Raw genomic sequence first — 21,295 nt, forward strand, 5'->3', positions numbered from 1 at the left:
TCAGGCGTTTCTGACCAGCGATCCGGCGTTGATCTCCGTGATGGATTTCGCGCCGGTGAGCGTCATAGCGACGCGCATTTCCTTGTCGATCAGATCCAGCAAGTTGGCCACCCCGGCTTCGCCCGCCGCCGCCAGCGCATAGACGAAGGCGCGCCCCAGCAGCACGCTGTCGGCGCCCAGCGCGATCATGCGCACCACGTCCAGGCCGCTGCGGATGCCGGAGTCGGCCAACAGGGTAATGTCGCCTTTCACTGCGTCGGCGATCGCCGGCATGGCGCGCGCGGTCGACAGCACGCCGTCCAGCTGGCGGCCGCCGTGGTTGGAGACGATGATGCCGTCGGCGCCGAAGCGCACCGCGTCTTTGGCGTCTTCCGGATCCAGAATGCCTTTGATGATCATCGGGCCGTCCCAGAATTCGCGGATCCACTCCAGATCTTTCCAGGAAATCGACGGATCGAAGTTGGCGCCCAGCCAGCCGATGTAGTCTTCCAGGCTGGTCGGTTTGCCGCGGTAGGCCGAGACGTTGCCCAGATCGTGCGGCTTGCCGAACAGGCCGACATCCCAGGCCCACTGCGGATGGGTAAACGCCTGCAGAACGCGGCGCAGGGCGGCGTTAGGGCCGCTCATTCCCGAGTGGGCGTCGCGGTAACGGGCGCCGGGCACCGGCATGTCGACGGTAAACACCAGCGTTTTCACGCCGGCGGCCTTGGCGCGCTCCAGTGCGTTGCGCATAAAGCCGCGATCTTTCAGCACGTAGAGCTGGAACCACATCGGCCGATCGATCGCCGGCGCTACCTCTTCGATCGGGCAGACCGACACGGTGGACAGCGTGAACGGAATGCCTTTTTTGGCCGCGGCACGCGCGGCCTGCACTTCGCCGCGGCGGGCGTACATGCCGGTCAGCCCCACCGGCCCCAGCGCAACCGGCATCGCCAGCTGCTCGCCGAACAGCGTGGTCTCCAGGCTGAGTTCGGACATATTGCGCAGCACGCGCTGGCGCAGGGCAATATCGGCCAGATCTGCGGTATTGCGCTTCAGCGTATGCTCCGCGTAGGCCCCGCCGTCGATGTAGTGAAACAGAAACGGCGGCAGTTTGGCCTGGGCGGCGGCCCGGTAGTCGGTTGACGCGGAGATGATCATAGTGTTTACCTTCTTGTCTTGCTTGCGATAACGAGTGTTCAGTCAGAGCGTGAGGATCGCTGCCATACCGGCCGCAATCCCGCCGTACGCCAGCATCGGCAGCACGGTCTTTCTGATGATTTTGCCTTCGGCGTTACCGATCCCGAGGATCGAACAGACCGCGATAATGTTGTTCAGGCACACCATGTTGCCCATGGCGCCGCCGACGGACTGCAGGGCCAGCGTCAGATTGACGTCAAGGCCGCTGCTCTGGGCGATCGATTGCTGAATGCCGCCGAACGTCAGGTTCGAAACGGTATTGGAACCGGAGAAGAACGAGCCCAGCGCACCGAGGAACGAAGAGAACAGCAGCCAGCTCTCGCCGGTCAGCGCCGCCAACGCTTTCCCGATCAGGATCACCGGCGCGTTGTCGCCGCCCTGCATCATCAGGTTGACCATCACCAGCGCGCCGAAAAGCGCGATAAAGGGCCGCGCGATGCGCCCGCCGGTTTCGCTGAACATTTGCCGCACCTGGCCGCCATTCAGACGGAACAGCGGAATACACAGCACCACCACCAACAGGAACGGGATCAGCGCCGGGACATACAGCGTTTTGTAGCCGGCGGCGGCGGAGGTGCCCAGTACCTGCTGCAGTTCGACGATCAGCGCCTGACTAATGCGCAGCTCCCCGAGCCAGCCGAGGTTTTCCTGCCACAGCAGCGTGGTGTTGTTGAGCAGCGCCTTCAGGCCCAACTGATGCACGCGCGTCACTATCAGAATAGCAATCAGTAGCAGGGTCGGGGTCATGGCCTTGACCACCTGCAAGAACGGCACCGCCTGCCCGGCGTTCTGCAGTTTGTCGCTGCGGGCGAGACCGATGCCGCCGCGTGCCAGCAGCACCGAGAGCGCCAGGCCGATGGCGCCGCCGACCAGCGCCGGGAACTCATAGTTCACCTGGGCCAGCAGCAGATAAGGCACGGTGCAGCTCAGCACGCTGAGCAGGATAAAGGGCAGGTTGCGGCGGATATCCTGCCAGGAAACGATAAAGCGCAGCGCCAGCAGAGGAATAACGAAGCCGGCGATAAAGTGGATCAGCGCGGTTTGCCGGCCGATCTCCAGCAGGCTGGCGTCCGACAGGCCGAGATTGGCAAAGCCGAACCAGGTGGGGGTGCCCACGGCGCCGAAGGAGACCGGTACCGAGTTCATCACCAGCGTCAGCAGGGCGACGCGCAGCGGGTTGAAGCCGAGCCCGACCAGAATCGGCGCGGCGATGGCGGCCGGTGTGCCGAAGCCGCTGGCGCCCTCAATCATAAAGGCGAACGCCCAGCCGATAATCATCAGCTGGGCCACGGGATTGGGGCTGATGGTTTCCAGCCAGCGGCGCACCACGTTTTCCGCGCCGCTTACCTGCATCAGTTTATTGAGCAGGATGGCGCCGGCGATGATGGTGATCGGCGTCAGCGTCGACACCAGCGCGGTGATGATATTGGCATGCAGCAGCCGCAGCGAGGCATCGAACCACAGGAGCTGGACGGCATACACCACGGCGGCCGTCAGCGGCAGGGCGAGGTAAGAGGGCACGCCATTCCTTTTGGTCATCATCCAAATCAGTAGGACGATGGGCGCAATACTAAAAAGCAGGGGCATAAGATCCTCAGGGTTATTATTTTTATGGGCAGAGATATGTAGCTGAAAGGTTAATTACCGCAACATTTTCATTCTAATCACAACGATGGCGACGATGCCATGCGGTAATTTTTTAACATCGGCGAACGGCGTTGGCGGCGGGAAATTGGTCGACGGGAGGGGGTAAATTAACTGCTTTAAAATCAGTTTGATAGAAGGTTTTTATGTGTGATGAATGCGCGATATCACATTAATTAAGCCGTAATGTTCAATAGATTATGTCCAAAAATGCCGTAATCCCCGCGGTCTTTTGTGGCCGAGGGGAAATAATCAGAGAAGAAAACTCAAAAGTAATGGCCGATATTTTGGTAGGAACCGATGATATGTTCGATCAGCAGACGGGTTTTTAACGGCAGATTGCGGGTGTAAGGATAGACGGCGTAAATGCCCAAAACTTTGCCGCAGTGGCCGGCCAGGATCTCCGTCAGTTTGCCGTCCTGCAAATCTTCATACACCATGCAGCGCGGCACCATGGCGATGCCGTGGCCGCCGATCACCGCTTTGCGGATCGCCCGCGCATTGTTGGCCGACAGGTTGCCGTTAACCTGCAGCTCGTAGATTTCGTTGCGCCCCGGCCGTTTCATCAGCCAGTTGGCGGTGCCGCTCTCCTGGTAGGTGTAGGTCAGGCAATTGTGGCCGAGCAGGTCTTCGGCGCTGCGCGGTTCCGGGTGGCTTTCCAAATAGCCCGGCGAGCAGACGATCACCCAGCGGGAATCGAAGATCGGCCGGGCAATCAGGCTCGAATCTGGCATAGTGCCGGTACGGATCGCCAGATCGATGCCTTCTTCCACCAGATCGACGAAGCGGTTTTCCAGCCGCATTTCGACCTTTAGACTGGGATGCAGTGCGCAAAACTCCGCCACGCTCTCGCTCAGCAGCAGCTCGCCCGAAATGGTCGGCACCGACATGCGGATGGTACCGGTTAATTCTTCGCTTTTTTCGCTGACGGCGTACAGTGCCTCCTGCACTTTGGCGCCGATCTCTTTGGCCTGTTGGTAGAGCGCCTGGCCGCTTTCGGTCAGCGTCAGGCTGCGCGTGGTGCGGTACAGCAGCCGGGCGCCCAGGGATTTCTCCAGCCGCCCGATGCGTTTACTGACCACCGAACTGGTGATGCCGGCGCTCTCCGCGGCCTTGCTGAACGAGCCGTAGTCGACAATCAGGGCGAACAGAATCAGGTCGTTGGCGTATTCGTGAGTGGCGAGCATAATCGGCTGTTCCCTTCAGCGGATAGAGGCGTCAGTGTAAGTCTCTCGTTTCAATAAGCAATCATCAAAATGCCCTTGGCGTCGAAATCAGAGGCTGCGCGAGCAATGAGAATTCGTCTTGATCTCATTCTCGTGCCGCTTACAATGCCTGCCAGATCGCGACTTCAGAGGTTTTTTCATGGAACTGCTACGGGTGGTTTATCACCAGTATCGTTGGCCATTTCTGGCGGTTATGGCATTGACCATGACCAGCGCCGGCTTAGGCATCGGTATTATTGCGTTTATCAATCAATACCTGATGGACGCCGGCGGCGATGCGTTGGCCGTACTGCCAATGTTTCTCGCCCTGCTGGCATTGCTGATGGCGGTCACGCTGGGATCGCAATTGGCGCTGACGACATTGGGCCATTACTTCGTCTACCGCCTGCGCGGGCAGTTAGTGAAGCGCATCCTGGATACCGATATTGAACGCCTTGAACAGTTAGGCAGCGCCTCATTGTTGGCGAGCCTGTCCAGCGATGTCCGCAATATCACCGTCGCCTTCGTGCGCTTGCCCGAACTGGTGCAAGGGGTGATTTTAACCTTGGGGTCGGCAGCCTATCTGGGGTGGTTATCGCCGAAAATGTTGGCGGTGACGGCGGTGTGGGTCGCCGTCACCGTGGTGGGCAGCGGCTGCCTGGTCTCGCGGGTTTATCGCCATATGGCCAGTTTGCGCGAGTCGGAAGAGCGTCTCTATCATCATTACGAATCGGTGATTGACGGTCGCAAGGAACTGACGTTAAACCGCAAGCGAGCGCAGGCGCTGTACGAACAGACCTATCAACCCGATGCGCAAACTTACCGCCACCATATCATTCGCGCCGATACCTTCCATTTGAGTGCGCTCAACTGGTCAAATATCATGATGTTAGGCGCGATTGGGCTGGTGTTCTTTATGGCTAACAGCCTGGGATGGGCGGACTCGGCGGTGGCTGCCACCTATTCCCTGACGCTGCTGTTCTTGCGCACGCCATTACTGCAGGCGGTGGGGGCGTTTCCGACGCTGGTCAGCGCCGAAGTCGCCTTCAACAAGCTGAAGACGCTGCACTTGGCCGAGTACCAACCGGCGTTCCCTGTCGCCGCCTGCCGTTCCTGGCAGACGCTGGAGCTGCGTGACGTGGTTTTTCACTATGCAGATAAGGAACAGCAGCCCGGTTTTGCCGTCGGGCCGCTTAATCTGACGCTGCGGCGTGGCGAGCTGGTCTTTTTGATCGGCGGCAACGGCAGCGGCAAGTCAACGCTGGCGATGCTGTTGACCGGATTGTACCGACCGGTGAGCGGCCACATCGTGCTGGATGGCGTCGCCCAGACCGCGGCGGATATGCCGGACTACCGCCGGCTATTTTCGGCGATTTTCACCGATTTTCATCAGTTCGATCGTTTACAAGGGCCGGAAGGCGGTGAACCCGATGCGAAGCTGGTCGCCGCCTGGCTCGAGCGGTTGAATATGAAAAGCAAACTGCAGTTCGACGGCACCAGGGTGACCAATCCGCAACTGTCGCAGGGGCAGCGCAAGCGTCTGGCTTTGCTGCTGGCGGTGGCGGAACAGCGCGATATCTTGCTGTTGGATGAATGGGCCGCGGATCAGGATCCGCAATTCCGGCGCATTTTCTATCGTGAACTATTGCCAGAACTGCGTGCGCTGGGCAAAACGGTGTTTGCCATCAGCCATGACGATCACTATTTCGAATACGCCGATCGGTTGCTTGAGATGCGCTCGGGTCATTTACGTGAGCTGACCGGCAGCGAGCGTGAACATGCCAGCCGGGATTCCGTCAGCAGAATCGGTTAACTCACGCCGGCCCGGGCGAGACCAAAGCGGGCCGGTGCTTCTCTTCGTATGATCCCAGTATGTCGTTTCATTTTATCCCCCGCCTTTAGCGCTGTCTGTTGTCGATTTGGCTTACGGCCAGTCAAATAATTGATAGTTGAATTATTTACCAGTGGTTTAATTTTGACCTTTCAAGGTATGACACACTGCACGTTCGTTCGCCTATCAATTCAAGTTATCGCCTGCCGATAACAGTGATATCCACGGTGCCGTTCTTACCAGGGCGGTAATGCAGATCTATGGCTAGCAGCTGTTTTTTAAATTTCCATAGGAAAAAACGACTTTATTGATCGTTAAAACAGATCGATAATTAATGTTTGAATGGTTTAATCTATTGGTTGGGGGCGCTGTGGTGAGCAAGGATGGATCTGATATCAAACGTAGAGCATGGCTGTGTGTGTTTATCGGTAGCGGGCTATTCTGGCTGTTAACCGCCGCCGTGATTTACTGGTTACTGAGTTAGCAGGTTAAGCAGGAAGGCGATTCGTGAACAAAAAGCAGGCTAAAAACCGTGAGGGCGCTGAGCGTCGCGCACCGTCCAAAATTCCGCCGTCATGGGTGCTGAGCGATGAGCAGCGCGCCTTTATTGAAGATTTATGGCAGGACACCGACTCTGAGGCGGCGCGGCCCCCATCGCGCCGCAGCGTTAGCTGATCACGCGGCTGCGGCCGGCCAACGCGCCGAACAGCATTTGCAAGACGGTCAGGCACAGCAGGGCGATCAACGGCCAGCGCCAGCCTTCCGTCAGATCGTGCAGTAAGCCAAATAGGGTGGGCCCCAGCGCCGCTAACAGATAACCGACGGATTGCGCCATACCCGACAGCAGCGTCGCCTGATGATGATGCTGACTGCGCAATCCAAAGAACGACAGCGCCAGCACCAGCGAACTCCCCGCCCCCAACCCGGCAAACGTCAGCCACACCAGTGAACTGGCGGGTTGCACCAATAATCCCCCGACGCCGATGAAGATCAGCAGCGAGCTGCCCAACGCTATTGCCCGCTGATCGCGCGCACGCGGCAAAATCACCACCATGACAAAGTTGGCGACGATTGCCACCACCTGGTAAACGAACAGTTCGAAACCCGCCTGCTGAGCGGAGGTGCCGTGGCTGGCGGCAAAGGCGCTGAACCAGCCGATGATGGTGTAGAAGGCGATCGATTGCAGCCCCATGAACATCGCTACTTGCCAACCCAGTGCGCTGCCCCAGGGAGAGCGATAGCGTTGCAGCTCTGTTGGCTGCGGCTCTTTGGCGACGGGGGTGGCGGAGCGCCGCAGCTGCGGCAGCCACACCAACAGCGCCAGCAGCGCGGGCAAACCCCAACACAGCAAAGAGAACCGCCAGCCGAGGTTGGCCAGGGAGGCCAGTGGCACGGCCAGGCCGGAAGCGATGGCGGCAACCAGTGACATCACCGCCGCATAGGCAGCGATCATCGCGGCGGCGCGATGTGGGAAATCTCTTTTCACCAGCGTTGGCAGCACCACGTTGGCGAAGGCGATGGCGGCGCCGATCAGGACGCTGCCCGGCCAGAGCATGGCGTCTTGCGGCAGGGAACGTAGCACGATACCGCAGACCAGCAGCGCGAGGGCCAGGCCCAGGGTGCGCTCGATGCCGATGCGTTTCGCCAGCGCTGGGGTCAGCGGCGAGAGAATGGCGAACAGGATCAGCGGCAGTGAGTTGATCAGGCCGGCGGCGGTGGCGGACAACGCCAGCTGTTGCTGGATCTGCTCCAGCAGCGGGCCGACGCTGGTCAGGGCGGCGCGCAGGTTGGCCGCGATCAGCATAATGCCGACGATCAGCAAAATAGGGCGGTGTAACCGGCGACGCGGGGTCGCGGTGGACGCTGGGGATGAAGCGGGTTGCGGCATGGGTTCCTCGCACCAGGGCATGCAGTCAATCAGCGCTGCATGGCGTGATGCGTTGATTGACGTTAACGCTTACGTACCGACAAGGGGCCGATATCTGATCGCAAGTGTAGGGAAGATGGCTCGTACTGACAAGGGGATGGCCCGGCGGGATGGTGGCGGTTAATCCCCGCCGGCCGCAGGATAATTATCATTATGTGATCCTGGTCACTGAGTGAACTAAAAGTCATGGCGTGGGGCGCACCATGCGCCGCTTTCGCTTTCCGTGCAGCCCACGTCTCAGCGCTCCGGGGGTTAGCGCTCGTCATGGCATTTCATTTTTCTCCCATTCCACTTTTTGCTTTTCGATTCGTTTCGATTCGAAAGGTTTTTTGGCGGTTTTTTTGCTAAAACGGGGCTGTAAGCCCGATCACAATTTCATTGCTTTCGCTTTGCTGTAATGCCAGCGCAGTAGAGCGAAAGCCATCTTCTCCCCGGCGATGCCGGAAACCTGAGGACCGCAGCTCATGCCAGTGAATACCGCAAAGCGACGTGAACACATCATCGATCTGTTATGCGAGCACGGCAGCGTGCGCGTGGAGCAGCTCAGTAAGCAGTTTGCGGTATCCACGGTGACGATCCGCAACGATCTGCGCTTTCTGGAACGAAAAGGGTGTGCGCTGCGCGCTTACGGCGGCGCAATGCTCAATCAGCAATTCGCTTTCGATCGGCCGTTACGGGACAAAGGGCGGTTGAATCGCGACGTCAAAACGCTGATCGCCAACGCGGCGGCCGGCTATGTGCGCGATGGCGATGCGTTGATCCTCGATTCCGGTTCCACCACCGCGCAGATCGTGCCGTTCCTGAAGGGGCGGCGCGATCTGGTGGTGATGACCAATGCGCTGAACATTGCCTACGAGCTTTCGGGAAACGACGGGGTGGAAGTCATGGTGCTGGGGGGCAGCGTGCGCCGCAACTCTTACTCGCTCTACGGTCCGGCTGCCGAGCAGCAATTGCGTCAGTACCGCTTCGACAAACTGTTTTTGGGCGTCGACGGGTTCGATCTGAGCGCCGGCATCACCACGCCTCACCCCGGTGAGGCGCACCTCAATCGCGTGATGTGCGAGGTGGCGCGCGAGATTATCGCGGTGGCGGATGCCAGCAAATTCGGTCGCAAGAGCTTTTGCATGATTCGCGAAGCCGGACAAATCCATCGGCTGATCACCGACAGCCGTCTTCCGGACGATTACGAGCGGGCGTTAACCGAGCTGGGCGTGGAGGTCATCATCGCCGATCGGTAGCAGGGCGCCTGCATGGGGGCTTCATGCAGCAGTTGTTACAGCTTGTCGAGCAGCACAAGGCCGGTATGCCGGTCGGGATCTTTTCCGTCTGTTCCGCCCATCCCTGGGTTCTGAAGGCCGCGCTGCGGCAGGCCAAAGCGCGCGGCACGCCGGTATTGGTGGAGGCGACGTCCAACCAGGTTAATCAATTCGGCGGCTATACCGGCCAAACGGCGGCCCAGTTCCGCGATGCGCTGTGGCGCCTGGCGGATGAAGTGGGCCTGGCGCGCGAGCGCGTGTGGCTGGGTGGCGATCACCTGGGGCCCAACGCTTGGCAAGATCGCCCGGCTCAGGAGGCGATGGCGCTGGCGGAAACCTTGATCGACGATTACGTTCGCGCCGGATTTCGCAAAATTCACCTCGATTGTTCCATGTCGTGCGCCGGCGATCCCTCGCCCCTGGGGGATGCCACGGTCGCCGAGCGTGCGGCGCGCCTGTGCGCGGTGGCGGAGCGGGCCTGGGCGCAGAGCGGCGGCGAAGCGCCGGTCTATGTAATCGGCACCGAAGTGCCGGTCCCGGGCGGCGCGCAGGAGGCGCTGGCGGGTCTGCAGGTCACCACGCCGCAGGCGGTGGCGCAAACGCTGGAAACGCACCGCATCGCCTGGCAAAAAGCCGAGCTGAACGATGCCTGGCAGCGAACTATCGCGCTGGTGGTACAGCCGGGCGTCGAGTTCGATCACCACAGCGTTGAGCATTACCAACCGCAGCGCGCCGACGCATTGAGCCACTTCATCGAAAGGCAGCCGGGCATGATCTATGAAGCGCACTCTACGGACTACCAACCACCGCAGGCCTACCGCCAACTGGTGCGCGATCACTTCGCCATCCTGAAGGTGGGGCCGGCGCTGACCTTCGCGCTGCGCGAAGCGCTGTTCGCCCTCGATCGCATCGAGCGTGAATGGCTGGGGGAACGCCAGTCGGCGCAGCTGTGCGCCACGCTGGAGCAGGTGATGCGCGAGCAGCCGCAGCAGTGGAGCCGCTATTACCACGGCACGCCGCACCAGCAGTATCTCGATCGCCACTACAGCCTGAGCGATCGGGTGCGTTACTACTGGCCGCAGCCGCAGGTGCAGCAGGCCGTCGACGGGTTGCTGGACAACCTGCGCCGCAGCCCGGCACCGCTGGCGCTGCTCAGCCAGTACCTGCCGGATCAGGCGCGGGCGCTGAACGCCGGCGAATTAAGCGCCGATCCGCAGGAGTGGGTGCTGCATAAAGTGACGCAGGTGCTCGACGATTACCACGCCGCCTGTTACCCGGAGGGCCGCTGACATGCCGAACATTTTAATGACCCGCATCGACAATCGCCTGGTGCACGGCCAGGTGGGTGTGACCTGGACCAATACCCTCGGCGCCAACCTGGTGGTGGTGGCCAACGACGAGGCCGCCGCCGATCCGGTGCAGCAGAACCTGATGGACATGGTGGTGGCGGAAGGGGTGCAGACCCGCTACTTCACGCTGCAGAAAACCATCGACGTGATCCACAAGGCGGCGGACAGGCAGAAGATTTTTCTGGTGTGCAAAACACCGCAGGACGTGTTGACGCTGGTGCGCGGCGGGGTGCCGATCCGTTTCGTCAACGTCGGCAATATGCACTTCGCCGAGGGGAAGCGGCAGGTGCACAAAACGGTGTCGCTGGACGACGGCGACGTGGCCGCGTTCCGCGCGCTGGCGGCGCTGGGCGTGGAGTGCGAAGTGCGCCGGGTGCCGGATGAAGCGGGCGAGGCGATCGGCAAATTGCTCTTTTGAGCCTGGGGGGAAGCATGTTGACGGATGCGTTATTGATTGCGCTGTTGGCCGGATTGGCGGGGGTTGACCTGTTCGACGGTCTAACCCACTTCCACCGGCCGGTGGTGATGGGGCCGCTGGTGGGGCTGATTTTGGGTGACGTCTACACCGGCTTGTTGGTGGGCGGGACGCTGGAGCTGGTGTGGATGGGGATGGTGCCGCTGGCGGGCGCCCAACCGCCGAACGTGGTGATCGGCGGGGTGATCGGCACCGCGTTCGCCATTCTGACCAAGGCCGATCCTAAAGTGGCGATCGGTGTGGCAGTGCCGTTCTCGATTGCGGTGCAGGGCTGCATCACGCTGCTGTTTACGCTGTTCTCACCGATGATGCACCGCTGCGATCGTATGGTGAAAGAGCTGAACTGGCGCGGCATCGAACGGGTGAACTATCTCGGCATCAGCATTCTGTTCATCTTCTATTTCGTGGTGGCGTTCCTACCGATTTACTTCGGCGCCGACGCGGCCAGCGCCATGGTGCAGAAAGCGCCGGGCTGGCTGCTGGACGGGCTGGCGGTGGCGGGCGGCATGATGCCGGCGATCGGTTTCTCGCTGCTGATGAAGGTGATGATGAAAAAAACCTACGTGGCTTATTTTATCCTCGGTTTCATCTCGGTCACGTTCCTCAAGCTGCCGATCCTGGCAGTGGCGCTGGGCGCCCTGGCGATCGCTTTGATTGATTTCTTCAACACGCAACGCGGCGCGGCAGAGGCGACCGCCCGGCCCGCTCCGCAGGAGGACGCCGAAGATGGCATTTAACGATTCCGACGATCTGCTGGCGCAAAAGGCCGAGCAGCGCATGGCGCAGGCGCTGGCCACCAGCCAGGTGGAGCAGGATGATTATCTGGACAGCCAGCCCGCCGAGGCGCTGACGCGCGGCGACATCAACCGCATGGCCTGGCGTTCGCTGCTGCTGCAGGCGTCGTTCAACTATGAACGCATGCAGGCGGGCGGCTGGCTGTATCAGCTGATCCCCGGGCTGCGCAAGATCCACCGCAACCCGCAGGATCTGGCCAACTCGATGAGGATGCACATGGAATTTATCAACGTGCACCCGTTCGACGTCACCTTCCTGTCCGGCCTGGTGCTGGCGATGGAGCAGAACAAGGAGAAAATCTCCACCATTCGCGCGGTGAAAGTGGCGCTGATGGGGCCGCTCGGCGGTATCGGCGACGCGTTATTTTGGCTGACGCTGCTGCCGATCTGTGCCGGGATAGGCGCTTCGCTAGCGTTGGAAGGGAGCTTGTTCGGGCCTATCGTCTTCCTGTTGCTGTTCAACCTGTTTCATTTCGGCCTGCGTTTTGGGCTGGCGCACTACGGCTATCAGGCCGGCACCAGCGCGCTGGCGCTGCTGAAGACCCACACCCGGCGCATTTCTCACGCCGCGTCGATCGTTGGCATGACGGTGATCGGCGCGCTGGTGGCGTCGTATGTGCACCTGTCCACGCCGCTGGTAATGCATGCCGGCAAGGCCAGCGTGGCCTTGCAGACCGACGTGCTGGACAAGTTGATGCCCAATTTATTGCCGCTGTGTTTCACGCTGCTTATTTTCTTCCTGATGAAGCGCGGATTCTCACCGGTGAAGCTGATAGGCGTCACCGTAGCGATTGGCGTAGTGGGCAAATTTATCGGCATTTTGTGAGGAGCGAGCGATGCCAGGCATTGTGATTACCGGCCACGGCGGTTTTGCCACCGGGCTGTTGCAGGCGGTGGAACAGGTGGTGGGGCCGCAGCGGCACTGCGCGGCGGTTGATTTCCCCGAACAGATGAGTACCGCGCAGCTCAGGGACGCCCTACGCTCGGCGCTGGCTGCGGTGATGCAGCCGGACGGCGTGGTGTTCCTGACCGATATGCTCGGCGGTTCGCCGTTTCGCAGTGCCTGCGAACTGGCAGATGAGCAGGGCGATTGCGAAGTGCTCACCGGCGTCAATATGCAGCTGGCGGCGGAAATGATGCTGGAGCGCGACGGGTTGAGCCTGGATGAGTTTCGCGAGGTGGCGCTGGCGTGCGGCAAACGGGGCCTGACCAGCCTGTGGCATGAGCGCCGCCGAGTGAAGTGCGAAGACGTGCAGACCGACGGTATCTGAACGAACGCCGGGCACGGTAGCGCCCGGCTCTGCGGGTTATACCGGCAGCGGGCTCAGCGCCAGGCGCGCCGGTTGATCTTCGCTGCGGCTGAAGCGCCAGCAGGTCTGGTGGTACTTCGCCACGCTGTTGCGGTGCGCCACGCTGATCAGCGTCACGTCCGGCAGTTCATCCACCAGCAGGCAGTACATCAGCTGCTCGGTTTCGTCGTCCAGCGCGCTGGTAGCCTCGTCGAGGAACAGGATGTTCGGGCGGATCAACAGGGCGCGGGCGAACGCCAGCCGCTGTTGCTCACCCGGCGACAGGCGATGGCTCCAGTTGGCGGCGGTATCCAGCCAGCGCTGCAGGTGCTTCAGGCGGCAGTTTTCCAGCACCCGCATCAGCTGTTCGTCGCTGTATTCTGACGCCAGGCTCGGGTAGCTCAGCGCCTCGCGCAGCGTGCCGATCGGAATGTAGCTGCGCTGGGGCAGGAACAGCGTGTTGGCGTTGGCCGCCACCCCGATGGCGCCCGCGCCGTAAGGCCAGATACCGGCGATGGCCCGCAGCAGCGTCGACTTGCCGCAGCCGGAAGGGCCGACGATCAGCAGGCGATCGCCGCGTTGCAGCGTCATCTCGGCGCCGGCCAGCAGCGGCTGACCATCGGGCAAGTTCAGGCTGAGGTTATCCAGTGTTAACGGGTGGGCGGTCTCTTTCCGCAGCTGAATGCCGCGCGGCTGATGGTGAACCTGATCGACGGCGGCGTTGAAGCCGGCCAAACGGTTAACGCAGGCTTTCCAAGTCGCCAAATCGTTAAACGCGTCGATAAACCACGACAGCGCACCCTGCACCTGGCCGAAGGCCGAGGCGATCTGCATCAGGCCGCCCATCTGAATGGCGCCGGAGAAGTAGCGCGGCGCGGCCACCAGCAGGGGAAACACGATGGCGAACTGGCTGTAGAAGTTGGTGGCAATGTTCAGCCGCCGGGTGATGCGCATAATTGCCCACCAGTTGCTGCGAATGGTGTCAAAACGATCGCCTAGCTGCTGTGCCTCGCGCGGTTCGCCGTGGTACAGCGCGATGGCGTCGTTGTTTTCGCGGATGCGGATCAGGCCGAAACGGAAGTTCGCCTCGTACCGTTCCTGGTTGAAGCCCAGCATGACCAGCGGTTTGCCGACCCACCAGATCAGCAGCGATCCCAGCACCGCATACAGCAGCGCGAACCACACCATATAGCCGGACAGCGTGATGGCGTGCTGACCGAGCGCGAAGGTCATCGGCCCGCTGACGTGCCATAAAATGTCGATAAAGGAAAACAGCGTCACCAGGCTGGAGAGCAGCCCGAGTGACAGCGACAGGGTATATTGGGTCAATACGTTGAGATCTTCCGCGATACGCTGATCGGGGTTATCGACGATCTGTTGCTGCTCGGTGTGATAATACGCCTGGTGCGCCAACCACTTCCCCATGAACTTTTCCGTCATCCAGCGCCGCCAGCGCATCTGTAGCCCCTGGGTGAGGTAGATCTTGTAGACCGCCAACACGATAAAAATCAGCGCCAGATAGGTAAAGCGCCACAGCTGCGCCTTGAATACCGGGTAATTTTTGTTCTGCAACGCATCGTAGAACACCTGGTTCCACTGGTTGATCAGCACGCTGATATAGACCAGGCCGAGTGACAGGATGACGATGGCGATCAGCATCATCCAGGCGCGCCATCGTTCCTCCGACACCCAAAAGGGTTTGATCAGCTGCCACACGGCGTGTTTCTGCAAGGGGGTTGCGTTCATAACGGCTCGATAATTGCGGTATTTCGTTCAGCATGGGCTGCGGGCCGGTAACAAACAAACCGTGACTGTAAGCAGTTTTAACTCCGCTAACCGTTTGAAATAAAGCGGCTGAATCGCCGGCAGCGTGCAGCTGGGCGCAATTGCGGCATACACTCCGGCGCCGGGCGGTTATACTGGCGCCGAATTTTTGCAGAAAGGATAAACGATGAAGGCTTGGTTTCCTCTGTTGCTGACCTGCGGCGTCTTCGCCAGCGTCCGGGCCTGGGCGCACATTGACGAGCCGGACATCGCCGCCGACTGCCAAAAGGTGGCGAGCTACGCCGAACTGGGAAAAAAGGCCTATCAGCGGCAGGATTACGCTAAAGCCGCCGACATCTTTCGCGATCAGGCGGCTTGGAGCGAGTTTTGCGGCCTGAGCGAGCAGGCTGTCGCTACGGCCTACAACAACGTGGCGTTGTCGCTGATGCACGCCGGCGAATTGCTCAAGGCGCAGGCCTATCTGGCGCTGGCGCCGCACGATGACAAATCGCAGCACAACATGAGCCTGTTGCGCCAACGCCTGGCGCAGTGGCCACAGCCGCAGGGGCTGGCCGGCGTGTATTGGCAATACGCCGGGCGCGGCGTGTGGAGCGAAGTGACGGTGAAGCCGCAGGGCGAGCGCTGGTTGATCGCGTTTTCCGGCTACGCCATGCCGCAGATGGGGCTGTATTACGGGCCGAACATGGGCGACTTCACCGCCGAGCTGCCGATCGAACACGGCAAGGCTGTCTACCACCAGCATGAAGCGGAAAGCGCGCAGGTCTGCGACGTGACAATGGCGTTTGGCAAACAAGCGCTGGAGATGCACACGCGGGGGGATTGCGGGTTCGGTCACAACGTGCGGGCCGAAGGGCGGTTCGTGCGGGTCGAATGACCCGCCCCGGCGATCGGGGCGAGAAGGGTTACGCCAGCGCGGCGGCGCCCAGCAGGTTTTTCCAGGCTTCCACATTGCCCAGATAGTTGCCGGCCGGCAGCAGATGCAGGCGGCCTTCGCTGTCCTGCAGCGCAAAGGTCGGGAAGCCCTGGCCTTGCACTTTGGCCAGCAGCGCCCGGCTTTCCGCGATGTGTTGCGCGGTTGGCGCGCCGCTGCTAAAGCGCATTTCGGCGATAAACGCCGCCGAAGGCAACCCCAGCTCTTTCGCCAACGCTTCCAGCACCGGCGTGTCGGCGATGCGCCGGCCTTCCTGATAGTGTGCCTGCTGAATGCGGTGCAGCATGTCCAGCCCGCGTCCCGCCAGTTTCTCCGCCGCCAGGATAGCGGTGATCGGCGGCTCGGAATCCATCACTGCCGTGGTGTCGCGCAGCAGTCCGTTGAAATAGGCTTCGCCGAAAGGCTGGCCCGTCATCTCCGCGATGCGTTTGTCGTGCGGAATGACGTAGTTGCGCCATTCGTCGGTGATTTGGCGGCGGTTGTTACCGGTCATCATGCCGCCGGCGTGCGGCACCACCTTCAGCCCGGGGAGGCTCTGAGCCGCTTTCACCAGCGGCGCGGCGCCGTAGCACCAGCCGCACAGCGGATCGAAAATATAATGCAGAGTGGTTTCGGTCATTTTTACTCCTCGCTTGGCGCGCGGCAGTTCACCGCGGCGCCAGGGCTGGTTCAATCACGCACGGGCGCTTATTGCGGCCACTTCATCTCGCCTTTCAGCACTTTCGCGCTCAGTTCCAGGCTCGACTCGTCTTTCAGCGTCGGGTAGTGTTTTTTCATCGCTTCAATCAGCGCGGCGGAATCCTTGGCTTTCGGCAGCTCGGCTTCCAGCGTGGTCAGGTATTTTTGGGTAAAGTGCACCGATGCCAGCGTTTGCGCGGCGCCCGGCAGGAAGTGGCCCGGCACGACGACCTGCGGCTTCAGCGCTTCGATATTTTTCAGCGTCTGCTGCCAGTGCTGGCGCGATTCCACGGTCTGGTTGTCGGCGATCCACGGATGGATATTGTCACCGGCGACCGCAACGCCGCCCACGACCGCTTTCAGCGCCGGGATCCACACGAAGGTGCGATCCGGGGTCGGGCCGTTCAGGCCTTTCACTTCCACTTTCTGGCCGTCGATGGTGAAGCTGTCGCCCTGCAGCGGCTGCGGCACGATCACGGTTTTCGGCGCGTTGTCTTTCAGGATCGAGCCCCAGTAGGCAACTTTACCGTCTTTGGTCGCATTGATGTCTTTGATGGTGCCAGGCGAAGCGATGATTTTCGCCTCCGGGAAGGCCGCCTTGATCACGTCCAGACCGAAATAGAAATCCGGGTCTGAGTGGCTGATATAAACGGTGGTCAGTTTCTTGCCGGTCGCCTTGATCTTTTTCACCAGCTCTTCGGCATCGTTACGCTGGAACTGAGCGTCGATCAGCGCCACTTCGTGTTTGCCGCTGACGATTTCGGAAGACACCGGGAACACGCTTTTCTCGCCCGGGTTATACACTTCCATGGTCAGGGTATCGGCAGCGGTGGCGTAAGTGCTCAGGGTGGCGACGCCGGTGAAGGCCAGAGTTAACAGTGATTTCTTAAACATGGGCAGAGGTCCTTAGGTATCAGTTAATGTTGTAATGATGTTAGGTTGCATAAAGCGATAGAAAAACCGGATAATAAGCAATTATTCGTTGCATAAATCGGACTAATCATGGATCGCATTACCGCCGCTGAGGTTTTTGTCACCATCGTCGATCGCGGCAGCATGATCGCCGCCGCGGAAACGCTGGAGATGTCGCGCGCGATGGTGACGCGCTACCTGGCGCAGATGGAGCAATGGGCCGGGGCGCGTTTACTGCACCGCACTACCCGTAAGCTTAGTCTGACCGACGCCGGGGAGCGTACTCTGGAACGTTGCCGGCAAATGCTGGCGCTGGCGGGGGAGATCGATCTGGTGGAGGAAGGGCAGAGCGACGAGCTGCGCGGCCTGCTGCGCATTACCTGTTCGCAGTCGCTCGGGCAAACGGCGCTGGTGGGGGCCGTCGCTCAGTATCTGAAGCGTCACCCGCAGGTGGCGGTCGATCTGCAGATGAACAACCGGGCGGTGAACCTGGTGGAGGAGCGCATCGATCTGGCGCTGCGCATCACCAACGAACTGGATCCCAACCTGATCGCCCGGCCGCTGTCCACCTGCGCATCGGTGGTGTGCGCCGCGCCGGCATATCTGGCGGCGCACGGCACCCCGCGCCAGCCGCAGGATCTGGCGTTGCACAACTGCCTGACCTACTCCTATTTCGGCAAAAGCCTGTGGCACTTCGATGCTCAGGGCGTGAAATCGGCGGTGGCGGTCAGCGGCAACCTGAGCGCCAACGAATCGGTGGTGCTGATGGCCGGCACGGTGCAGGGGGCGGGCATTTCCATGCAACCCTATTATTCGGCGGCGCCGCTGCTGGCCAGCGGCGAACTGGTTGAGTTGCTGCCGGGTTATCGGCCGCAGTCGATGGGCATCTACGGCATCTATACCTCACGCCGCCAGATGCCCGCCACCTTGCGCACCATGCTGGACTTTCTGGTGGAGTGGTTCGCCACCGATCCGCAGTGGCAGGCGACGCTGCGCTGATACTTCGGCAATATTCCCACGCCGCTTTCAGCGCCTGACGGCGGCGGCCAGCCGGGCGGCAAAGGCGGCGGCCTGCTGATGAAGGTGGTCGATAAAGGCGGTGACCAGCGCCGATGAAGGGCGGTGCAGCGGCCGGATCAGGCTGACGGTGAACGGCACGTCGATGCTGAACGGCCGCACGTGCACACCGTTGCCGGCATAGTCGAGCGCCGTCAGCGGGTTGACGATCGACACCCCCACGCCGGCCCTCACCATGGCGCACACCGACGCCGCGCTGTGCGTTTCCATCACCATGCGGCGCTCGACGCCCTGTTCGCCGAACAGCGCATCCAGCAGGTGGCGATAGCTGTCGGTGCTCGACAGGCTGATAAAGTTCTGCCCGGCGAAGTCCTGCGGCGTCAGCCGATCTTTCACCAGCAGCGGGTGGCCCGTCGGCAGCACGCAGACTTCGTTCAACGTCATCAACGTCACCCGCTCGGTGCCCGCCGGCGTCAGGGTGGTTTCCGTCAGCCCGAGATCGTGACGCTGGGCAGACAGCCACTCTTCCAGCAGCGGCGACTCTTGCGGGATGACGCTGAAGCTGACTTCCGGGTAACGTTCGATAAAGGGCCGACACACCGCCGGCAGCAGCGATTGAGAAAATACCGGCAGGCACACGATCGACAGCTGCGCCTGCTGAAACTGGCGAATGCCGGCGGCGGCGTTGACGATGCGATCGAGGCCGTAATAGGAGCGCTGCACTTCTTCGAACAACCGTAGGCCCTGCACCGTGGGGGACAAGCGACCGCGCACCCGGTCGAACAGCTGCAGCCGGATCAGCTTCTCAAAGCGCGCCAGCTCGCGGCTGACGGTCGGTTGCGAGGTCTGCAGCAGGGCCGCCGCCTCGGTCAGGTTGCCGGTGGTCATCACAGCCCGAAAAATTTCGATCTGCCGCAAAGAGATGCTGTGCATGGTGAGGCCGCTCGATTAAGGGGAAAGCCATATCATAAATGAATAGACTATGGCTAAATAGATATTTTCCACCCGATTCAGCGTGCGGCACTATGGCTCTATCTGCCGTCATTTTCGAATTGGGAATATCGCCATGCCACGCCCGTTGCACGACACCTCCACCGCGTTGAACGCCGCTAACCTGTTGGCCTTGCCGCAGCGTTTCGGCTGCCCGGTCTGGGCCTATGATGCTGACATCATCAGCCAGCGCATCGCTCAGCTGCGCCATTTCGATACCGTCCGTTTCGCGCAGAAGGCCTGTTCGAACATTCATATTTTGCGCTTGATGCGTGAGCAGGGCGTGAAGGTGGATTCGGTGTCGCTGGGCGAGATTGAGCGGGCACTGCGGGCCGGTTTTCAGCCGGGCGGCGAACCGAGCGAGATCGTGTTTACTGCGGACGTGTTGGATCACGCCACGCTGGCGCGCGTCAGCGAATTGAAGATTCCGGTCAACGCCGGTTCCATCGACATGCTGGATCAGCTCGGCCAGGTTTCCGCAGGGCACCCGGTGTGGCTGCGCATTAACCCGGGGTTTGGCCACGGCCATAGCCAGAAAACCAACACCGGCGGCGAGAACAGCAAGCACGGTATCTGGTATGCCGACCTGCCGCAGGCGGTGGAGAAGATCCGCCGCTACGGCCTGAAGCTGATCGGCGTGCACATGCACATCGGTTCTGGCGTCGATTACCAGCACCTGGAGCGCGTCTGCGATGCGATGGTGCAGCAGGTGATCGATCTCGGTCATGACATCAGCGCCATTTCCGCCGGCGGCGGCCTGTCTATCCCGTATCAGTACGGCGAAGAGGCGATCGATACCGAACACTATTTCGGTTTGTGGAACCGGGCGCGTGAACGCATCGCCGCGCATCTGGGGCATCCGGTGCAGCTGGAGATTGAACCCGGGCGTTTCCTGATGGCGGAAGCGGGCGTCTTGGTGGCCGAGGTGCGGGCGGTGAAAGACATGGGCAGCCGCCACTTCGTGCTGGTGGACGCCGGTTTTAACGATCTGATGCGCCCGGCAATGTACGGCAGCTATCACCATATTTCACTGTTGCCGGCCGATGGGCGCGCTACCTCGGGGCAACCGCTGCGCGAAACGGTGATCGCCGGGCCGCTGTGCGAATCCGGCGACGTCTTCACCCAGCAGGCGGGCGGCGGCGTGGAAACCCGCGAACTGCCGCCGGTCCAGATCGGCGATTATCTGGTGTTTCACGACACCGGTGCCTACGGCGCGTCGATGTCCTCCAACTACAACAGCCGCCCGCTGTTGCCTGAAGTGCTGTTCGAAAACGGCGAGCCGCGCCTGATCCGCCGCCGCCAAACCATCGAAGAACTGATCGCGCTGGAACTTATCTGATCAGCGGGCGGGCGCCTGGCGCCCGCTTCACAGCGTCATGCGGCGGTGCTGGCCATTGGGCAATTGCACATCCAGCGACAGCGTGCCGCCCATCGCCTCGATATAGCGTTTGAGCGACGACAGCTTTATTTCGCTGCCGCGCTTTTCCAAATTGGCGACGGAGGGTTGGCTGATGCCGAGCCGCTTCGCCAATTCAACCTGAGAGACCGCCAGCTCTTCCCTCAGCATTGCCAGCCGCAGCTCGAAAATTTCCTTGTCCGCTTTTTGCCTGGCTGCGGCAACGACGGCGGGATCGAGTTTATCGATCAGTTGGGATAAAGGTTTGGCCATCTGCACTACCTCCGGGTTGCCAGATAATGTGAAAACTCCATGGCGGCGATGGGCAACATGCGCTGGTAAAAGCGTTGGTCGCCAGTTTTATCGCCGCCGCACAGCAATACCGCTTGCCGCTGTGGGTCAAAGGCGAAAAACCCTCTGAAAGGGCGCCCGCGATGTTGAACGCGCAGCTCCTTCAACTGCCGGGCCGCGTCGGAAAAATGCAGCGTATCGGCGTGCGGCCGCGCCAACTGCGGGCCGAACGTCTGTAATTTGAAGATCGCCGCCAGGATGCTGGTTTGCTGGGCGTTGTTCAGCGCTAAAAACCAGTCGTCGAACCGTTCGACGGTCACCACTTGCCACATGATGCGCTCAGAAT

At 61.0% G+C, this 21,295-nt stretch carries 22 protein-coding genes; 12 read left to right on the forward strand and 10 right to left on the reverse strand.

Annotation, left to right across the window (positions count from 1 at the left end):
- From lldD to FOT55_RS06865, 3 genes are all read right to left on the reverse strand, one after another.
- Positions 1 to 1,140, reverse strand: a complete 1,140-nt coding sequence (gene lldD / locus FOT55_RS06855) for an FMN-dependent L-lactate dehydrogenase LldD (protein WP_025304093.1) — start codon at positions 1,138 to 1,140, stop codon at positions 1 to 3.
- A 42-nt stretch (positions 1,141 to 1,182) separates the two neighbouring features.
- Positions 1,183 to 2,766 carry an L-lactate permease gene (locus FOT55_RS06860; RefSeq protein ID WP_141998888.1) on the reverse strand — a complete coding sequence of 528 codons (1,584 nt, stop codon included), beginning with the start codon at positions 2,764 to 2,766 and terminating at the stop codon, positions 1,183 to 1,185.
- A gap of 323 nt (positions 2,767 to 3,089) precedes the next feature.
- The gene (locus tag FOT55_RS06865; RefSeq protein ID WP_141998885.1) at positions 3,090 to 4,010 is read right to left on the reverse strand and encodes a LysR family transcriptional regulator; all 921 of its coding nucleotides are present in this window, start codon (positions 4,008 to 4,010) and stop codon (positions 3,090 to 3,092) included.
- Between the two features lie 178 nt (positions 4,011 to 4,188).
- On the opposite strand from FOT55_RS06865, the gene FOT55_RS06870 reads away from it, so the two are divergent.
- The 3 genes from FOT55_RS06870 (at position 4,189) to FOT55_RS25390 (ending at position 6,534) form a co-directional block, all read left to right on the forward strand.
- Positions 4,189 to 5,841: a multidrug ABC transporter permease/ATP-binding protein gene (locus tag FOT55_RS06870; protein ID WP_043139777.1), complete on the forward strand. Its 1,653-nt coding sequence runs from the start codon at positions 4,189 to 4,191 to the stop codon at positions 5,839 to 5,841.
- 388 nt (positions 5,842 to 6,229) lie between these two features.
- Positions 6,230 to 6,343 (forward strand): YmiA family putative membrane protein, encoded by a 114-nt coding sequence (locus FOT55_RS06875; RefSeq protein WP_049232362.1) that lies wholly within the window; start codon positions 6,230 to 6,232, stop codon positions 6,341 to 6,343.
- 23 nt (positions 6,344 to 6,366) lie between these two features.
- A complete protein-coding gene (locus FOT55_RS25390; RefSeq protein ID WP_167324577.1) occupies positions 6,367 to 6,534 on the forward strand; it encodes a hypothetical protein in 168 nt (55 codons plus the stop codon).
- Here FOT55_RS25390 and FOT55_RS06880 read toward each other — a convergent pair.
- Positions 6,527 to 7,747 carry a CynX/NimT family MFS transporter gene (locus FOT55_RS06880; RefSeq protein ID WP_025304089.1) on the reverse strand — a complete coding sequence of 407 codons (1,221 nt, stop codon included), beginning with the start codon at positions 7,745 to 7,747 and terminating at the stop codon, positions 6,527 to 6,529. The genes FOT55_RS25390 and FOT55_RS06880 overlap by 8 nt on opposite strands.
- 503 nt (positions 7,748 to 8,250) lie before the next feature.
- Here FOT55_RS06880 and agaR point away from each other — a divergent pair.
- The 6 genes from agaR to agaF are packed head-to-tail and all read left to right on the forward strand — an operon-like array spanning position 8,251 to position 12,931.
- The gene (agaR, locus tag FOT55_RS06885) at positions 8,251 to 9,024 is read left to right on the forward strand and encodes a transcriptional repressor AgaR (protein ID WP_004931804.1); all 774 of its coding nucleotides are present in this window, start codon (positions 8,251 to 8,253) and stop codon (positions 9,022 to 9,024) included.
- 23 nt (positions 9,025 to 9,047) lie between these two features.
- On the forward strand, positions 9,048 to 10,331 hold the full coding sequence (locus FOT55_RS06890) for a D-tagatose-bisphosphate aldolase, class II, non-catalytic subunit (protein WP_043139785.1): 1,284 nt from the start codon (positions 9,048 to 9,050) through the stop codon (positions 10,329 to 10,331).
- Position 10,332: 1 nt separating this feature from the next.
- Entirely contained in the window at positions 10,333 to 10,809 is a 477-nt protein-coding gene (gene agaV / locus FOT55_RS06895; protein ID WP_019455696.1) for a PTS N-acetylgalactosamine transporter subunit IIB, read from the forward strand.
- Positions 10,810 to 10,823: 14 nt separating this feature from the next.
- Entirely contained in the window at positions 10,824 to 11,603 is a 780-nt protein-coding gene (agaW, locus tag FOT55_RS06900) for a PTS N-acetylgalactosamine transporter subunit IIC (protein ID WP_019455697.1), read from the forward strand.
- Positions 11,593 to 12,486 carry a PTS system mannose/fructose/sorbose family transporter subunit IID gene (locus FOT55_RS06905; protein WP_147823273.1) on the forward strand — a complete coding sequence of 298 codons (894 nt, stop codon included), beginning with the start codon at positions 11,593 to 11,595 and terminating at the stop codon, positions 12,484 to 12,486. Before agaW ends, FOT55_RS06905 begins: the two co-directional genes overlap by 11 nt.
- A gap of 10 nt (positions 12,487 to 12,496) precedes the next feature.
- Positions 12,497 to 12,931 carry a PTS galactosamine/N-acetylgalactosamine transporter subunit IIA gene (agaF, locus tag FOT55_RS06910; protein ID WP_025304086.1) on the forward strand — a complete coding sequence of 145 codons (435 nt, stop codon included), beginning with the start codon at positions 12,497 to 12,499 and terminating at the stop codon, positions 12,929 to 12,931.
- A 36-nt stretch (positions 12,932 to 12,967) separates the two neighbouring features.
- On the opposite strand, the gene FOT55_RS06915 is transcribed toward agaF, so the two are convergent.
- Entirely contained in the window at positions 12,968 to 14,695 is a 1,728-nt protein-coding gene (locus FOT55_RS06915; protein WP_147823274.1) for an ABC transporter ATP-binding protein/permease, read from the reverse strand.
- A 205-nt stretch (positions 14,696 to 14,900) separates the two neighbouring features.
- Between FOT55_RS06915 and FOT55_RS06920 the strand changes: the two genes are divergently transcribed.
- The gene (locus FOT55_RS06920) at positions 14,901 to 15,608 is read left to right on the forward strand and encodes a hypothetical protein (protein WP_060435046.1); all 708 of its coding nucleotides are present in this window, start codon (positions 14,901 to 14,903) and stop codon (positions 15,606 to 15,608) included.
- A 28-nt stretch (positions 15,609 to 15,636) separates the two neighbouring features.
- Here FOT55_RS06920 and FOT55_RS06925 read toward each other — a convergent pair whose 3' ends face one another.
- The gene (locus tag FOT55_RS06925; RefSeq protein ID WP_038878652.1) at positions 15,637 to 16,284 is read right to left on the reverse strand and encodes a DsbA family protein; all 648 of its coding nucleotides are present in this window, start codon (positions 16,282 to 16,284) and stop codon (positions 15,637 to 15,639) included.
- 68 nt (positions 16,285 to 16,352) lie between these two features.
- A complete protein-coding gene (locus tag FOT55_RS06930) occupies positions 16,353 to 17,237 on the reverse strand; it encodes an MBL fold metallo-hydrolase (protein ID WP_147823275.1) in 885 nt (294 codons plus the stop codon).
- Between the two features lie 108 nt (positions 17,238 to 17,345).
- Between FOT55_RS06930 and FOT55_RS06935 the strand changes: the two genes are divergently transcribed.
- A complete protein-coding gene (locus FOT55_RS06935) occupies positions 17,346 to 18,254 on the forward strand; it encodes a LysR family transcriptional regulator (protein ID WP_049206124.1) in 909 nt (302 codons plus the stop codon).
- Positions 18,255 to 18,281: 27 nt separating this feature from the next.
- On the opposite strand, the gene FOT55_RS06940 is transcribed toward FOT55_RS06935, so the two are convergent.
- On the reverse strand, positions 18,282 to 19,205 hold the full coding sequence (locus FOT55_RS06940; RefSeq protein WP_060422988.1) for a LysR family transcriptional regulator: 924 nt from the start codon (positions 19,203 to 19,205) through the stop codon (positions 18,282 to 18,284).
- Positions 19,206 to 19,338: 133 nt separating this feature from the next.
- Here FOT55_RS06940 and lysA point away from each other — a divergent pair, with 133 nt between their 5' ends.
- A complete protein-coding gene (gene lysA / locus FOT55_RS06945; protein ID WP_141998881.1) occupies positions 19,339 to 20,601 on the forward strand; it encodes a diaminopimelate decarboxylase in 1,263 nt (420 codons plus the stop codon).
- 27 nt (positions 20,602 to 20,628) lie between these two features.
- On the opposite strand, the gene FOT55_RS06950 is transcribed toward lysA, so the two are convergent.
- Positions 20,629 to 20,931, reverse strand: coding sequence for a helix-turn-helix domain-containing protein (locus tag FOT55_RS06950; protein ID WP_025304078.1), 303 nt, complete (start codon positions 20,929 to 20,931; stop codon positions 20,629 to 20,631).
- A gap of 5 nt (positions 20,932 to 20,936) precedes the next feature.
- Positions 20,937 to 21,281, reverse strand: coding sequence for a type II toxin-antitoxin system RelE/ParE family toxin (locus tag FOT55_RS06955; RefSeq protein ID WP_147823276.1), 345 nt, complete (start codon positions 21,279 to 21,281; stop codon positions 20,937 to 20,939).
- Positions 21,282 to 21,295: the final 14 nt, after the last annotated feature.

The organism is Serratia bockelmannii (genome assembly GCF_008011855.1).
GTDB lineage: Bacteria > Pseudomonadota > Gammaproteobacteria > Enterobacterales > Enterobacteriaceae > Serratia > Serratia bockelmannii.

Excerpts from the sequence above, each read along its gene's own strand:
- FOT55_RS06920 (WP_060435046.1), top strand. The coding sequence starts at position 14,901 with ATGAAGGCTTGGTTTCCTCTGTTGCTGACCTGCGGCGTCTTCGCCAGC.
- FOT55_RS06950 (WP_025304078.1), bottom strand. The coding sequence starts at position 20,931 with ATGGCCAAACCTTTATCCCAACTGATCGATAAACTCGATCCCGCCGTC.
- agaV (WP_019455696.1), top strand. The coding sequence starts at position 10,333 with ATGCCGAACATTTTAATGACCCGCATCGACAATCGCCTGGTGCACGGC.
- FOT55_RS06860 (WP_141998888.1), bottom strand. The coding sequence starts at position 2,766 with ATGCCCCTGCTTTTTAGTATTGCGCCCATCGTCCTACTGATTTGGATG.
- FOT55_RS06930 (WP_147823275.1), bottom strand. The coding sequence starts at position 17,237 with ATGTTTAAGAAATCACTGTTAACTCTGGCCTTCACCGGCGTCGCCACC.
- FOT55_RS06955 (WP_147823276.1), bottom strand. The coding sequence starts at position 21,281 with ATGTGGCAAGTGGTGACCGTCGAACGGTTCGACGACTGGTTTTTAGCG.
- FOT55_RS06940 (WP_060422988.1), bottom strand. The coding sequence starts at position 19,205 with ATGCACAGCATCTCTTTGCGGCAGATCGAAATTTTTCGGGCTGTGATG.
- FOT55_RS06890 (WP_043139785.1), top strand. The coding sequence starts at position 9,048 with ATGCAGCAGTTGTTACAGCTTGTCGAGCAGCACAAGGCCGGTATGCCG.
- FOT55_RS06925 (WP_038878652.1), bottom strand. The coding sequence starts at position 16,284 with ATGACCGAAACCACTCTGCATTATATTTTCGATCCGCTGTGCGGCTGG.
- FOT55_RS06935 (WP_049206124.1), top strand. The coding sequence starts at position 17,346 with ATGGATCGCATTACCGCCGCTGAGGTTTTTGTCACCATCGTCGATCGC.
- agaW (WP_019455697.1), top strand. The coding sequence starts at position 10,824 with ATGTTGACGGATGCGTTATTGATTGCGCTGTTGGCCGGATTGGCGGGG.
- FOT55_RS06880 (WP_025304089.1), bottom strand. The coding sequence starts at position 7,747 with ATGCCGCAACCCGCTTCATCCCCAGCGTCCACCGCGACCCCGCGTCGC.
- FOT55_RS06915 (WP_147823274.1), bottom strand. The coding sequence starts at position 14,695 with ATGAACGCAACCCCCTTGCAGAAACACGCCGTGTGGCAGCTGATCAAA.
- agaF (WP_025304086.1), top strand. The coding sequence starts at position 12,497 with ATGCCAGGCATTGTGATTACCGGCCACGGCGGTTTTGCCACCGGGCTG.
- lldD (WP_025304093.1), bottom strand. The coding sequence starts at position 1,140 with ATGATCATCTCCGCGTCAACCGACTACCGGGCCGCCGCCCAGGCCAAA.
- FOT55_RS06870 (WP_043139777.1), top strand. The coding sequence starts at position 4,189 with ATGGAACTGCTACGGGTGGTTTATCACCAGTATCGTTGGCCATTTCTG.
- agaR (WP_004931804.1), top strand. The coding sequence starts at position 8,251 with ATGCCAGTGAATACCGCAAAGCGACGTGAACACATCATCGATCTGTTA.
- FOT55_RS06905 (WP_147823273.1), top strand. The coding sequence starts at position 11,593 with ATGGCATTTAACGATTCCGACGATCTGCTGGCGCAAAAGGCCGAGCAG.
- lysA (WP_141998881.1), top strand. The coding sequence starts at position 19,339 with ATGCCACGCCCGTTGCACGACACCTCCACCGCGTTGAACGCCGCTAAC.
- FOT55_RS06865 (WP_141998885.1), bottom strand. The coding sequence starts at position 4,010 with ATGCTCGCCACTCACGAATACGCCAACGACCTGATTCTGTTCGCCCTG.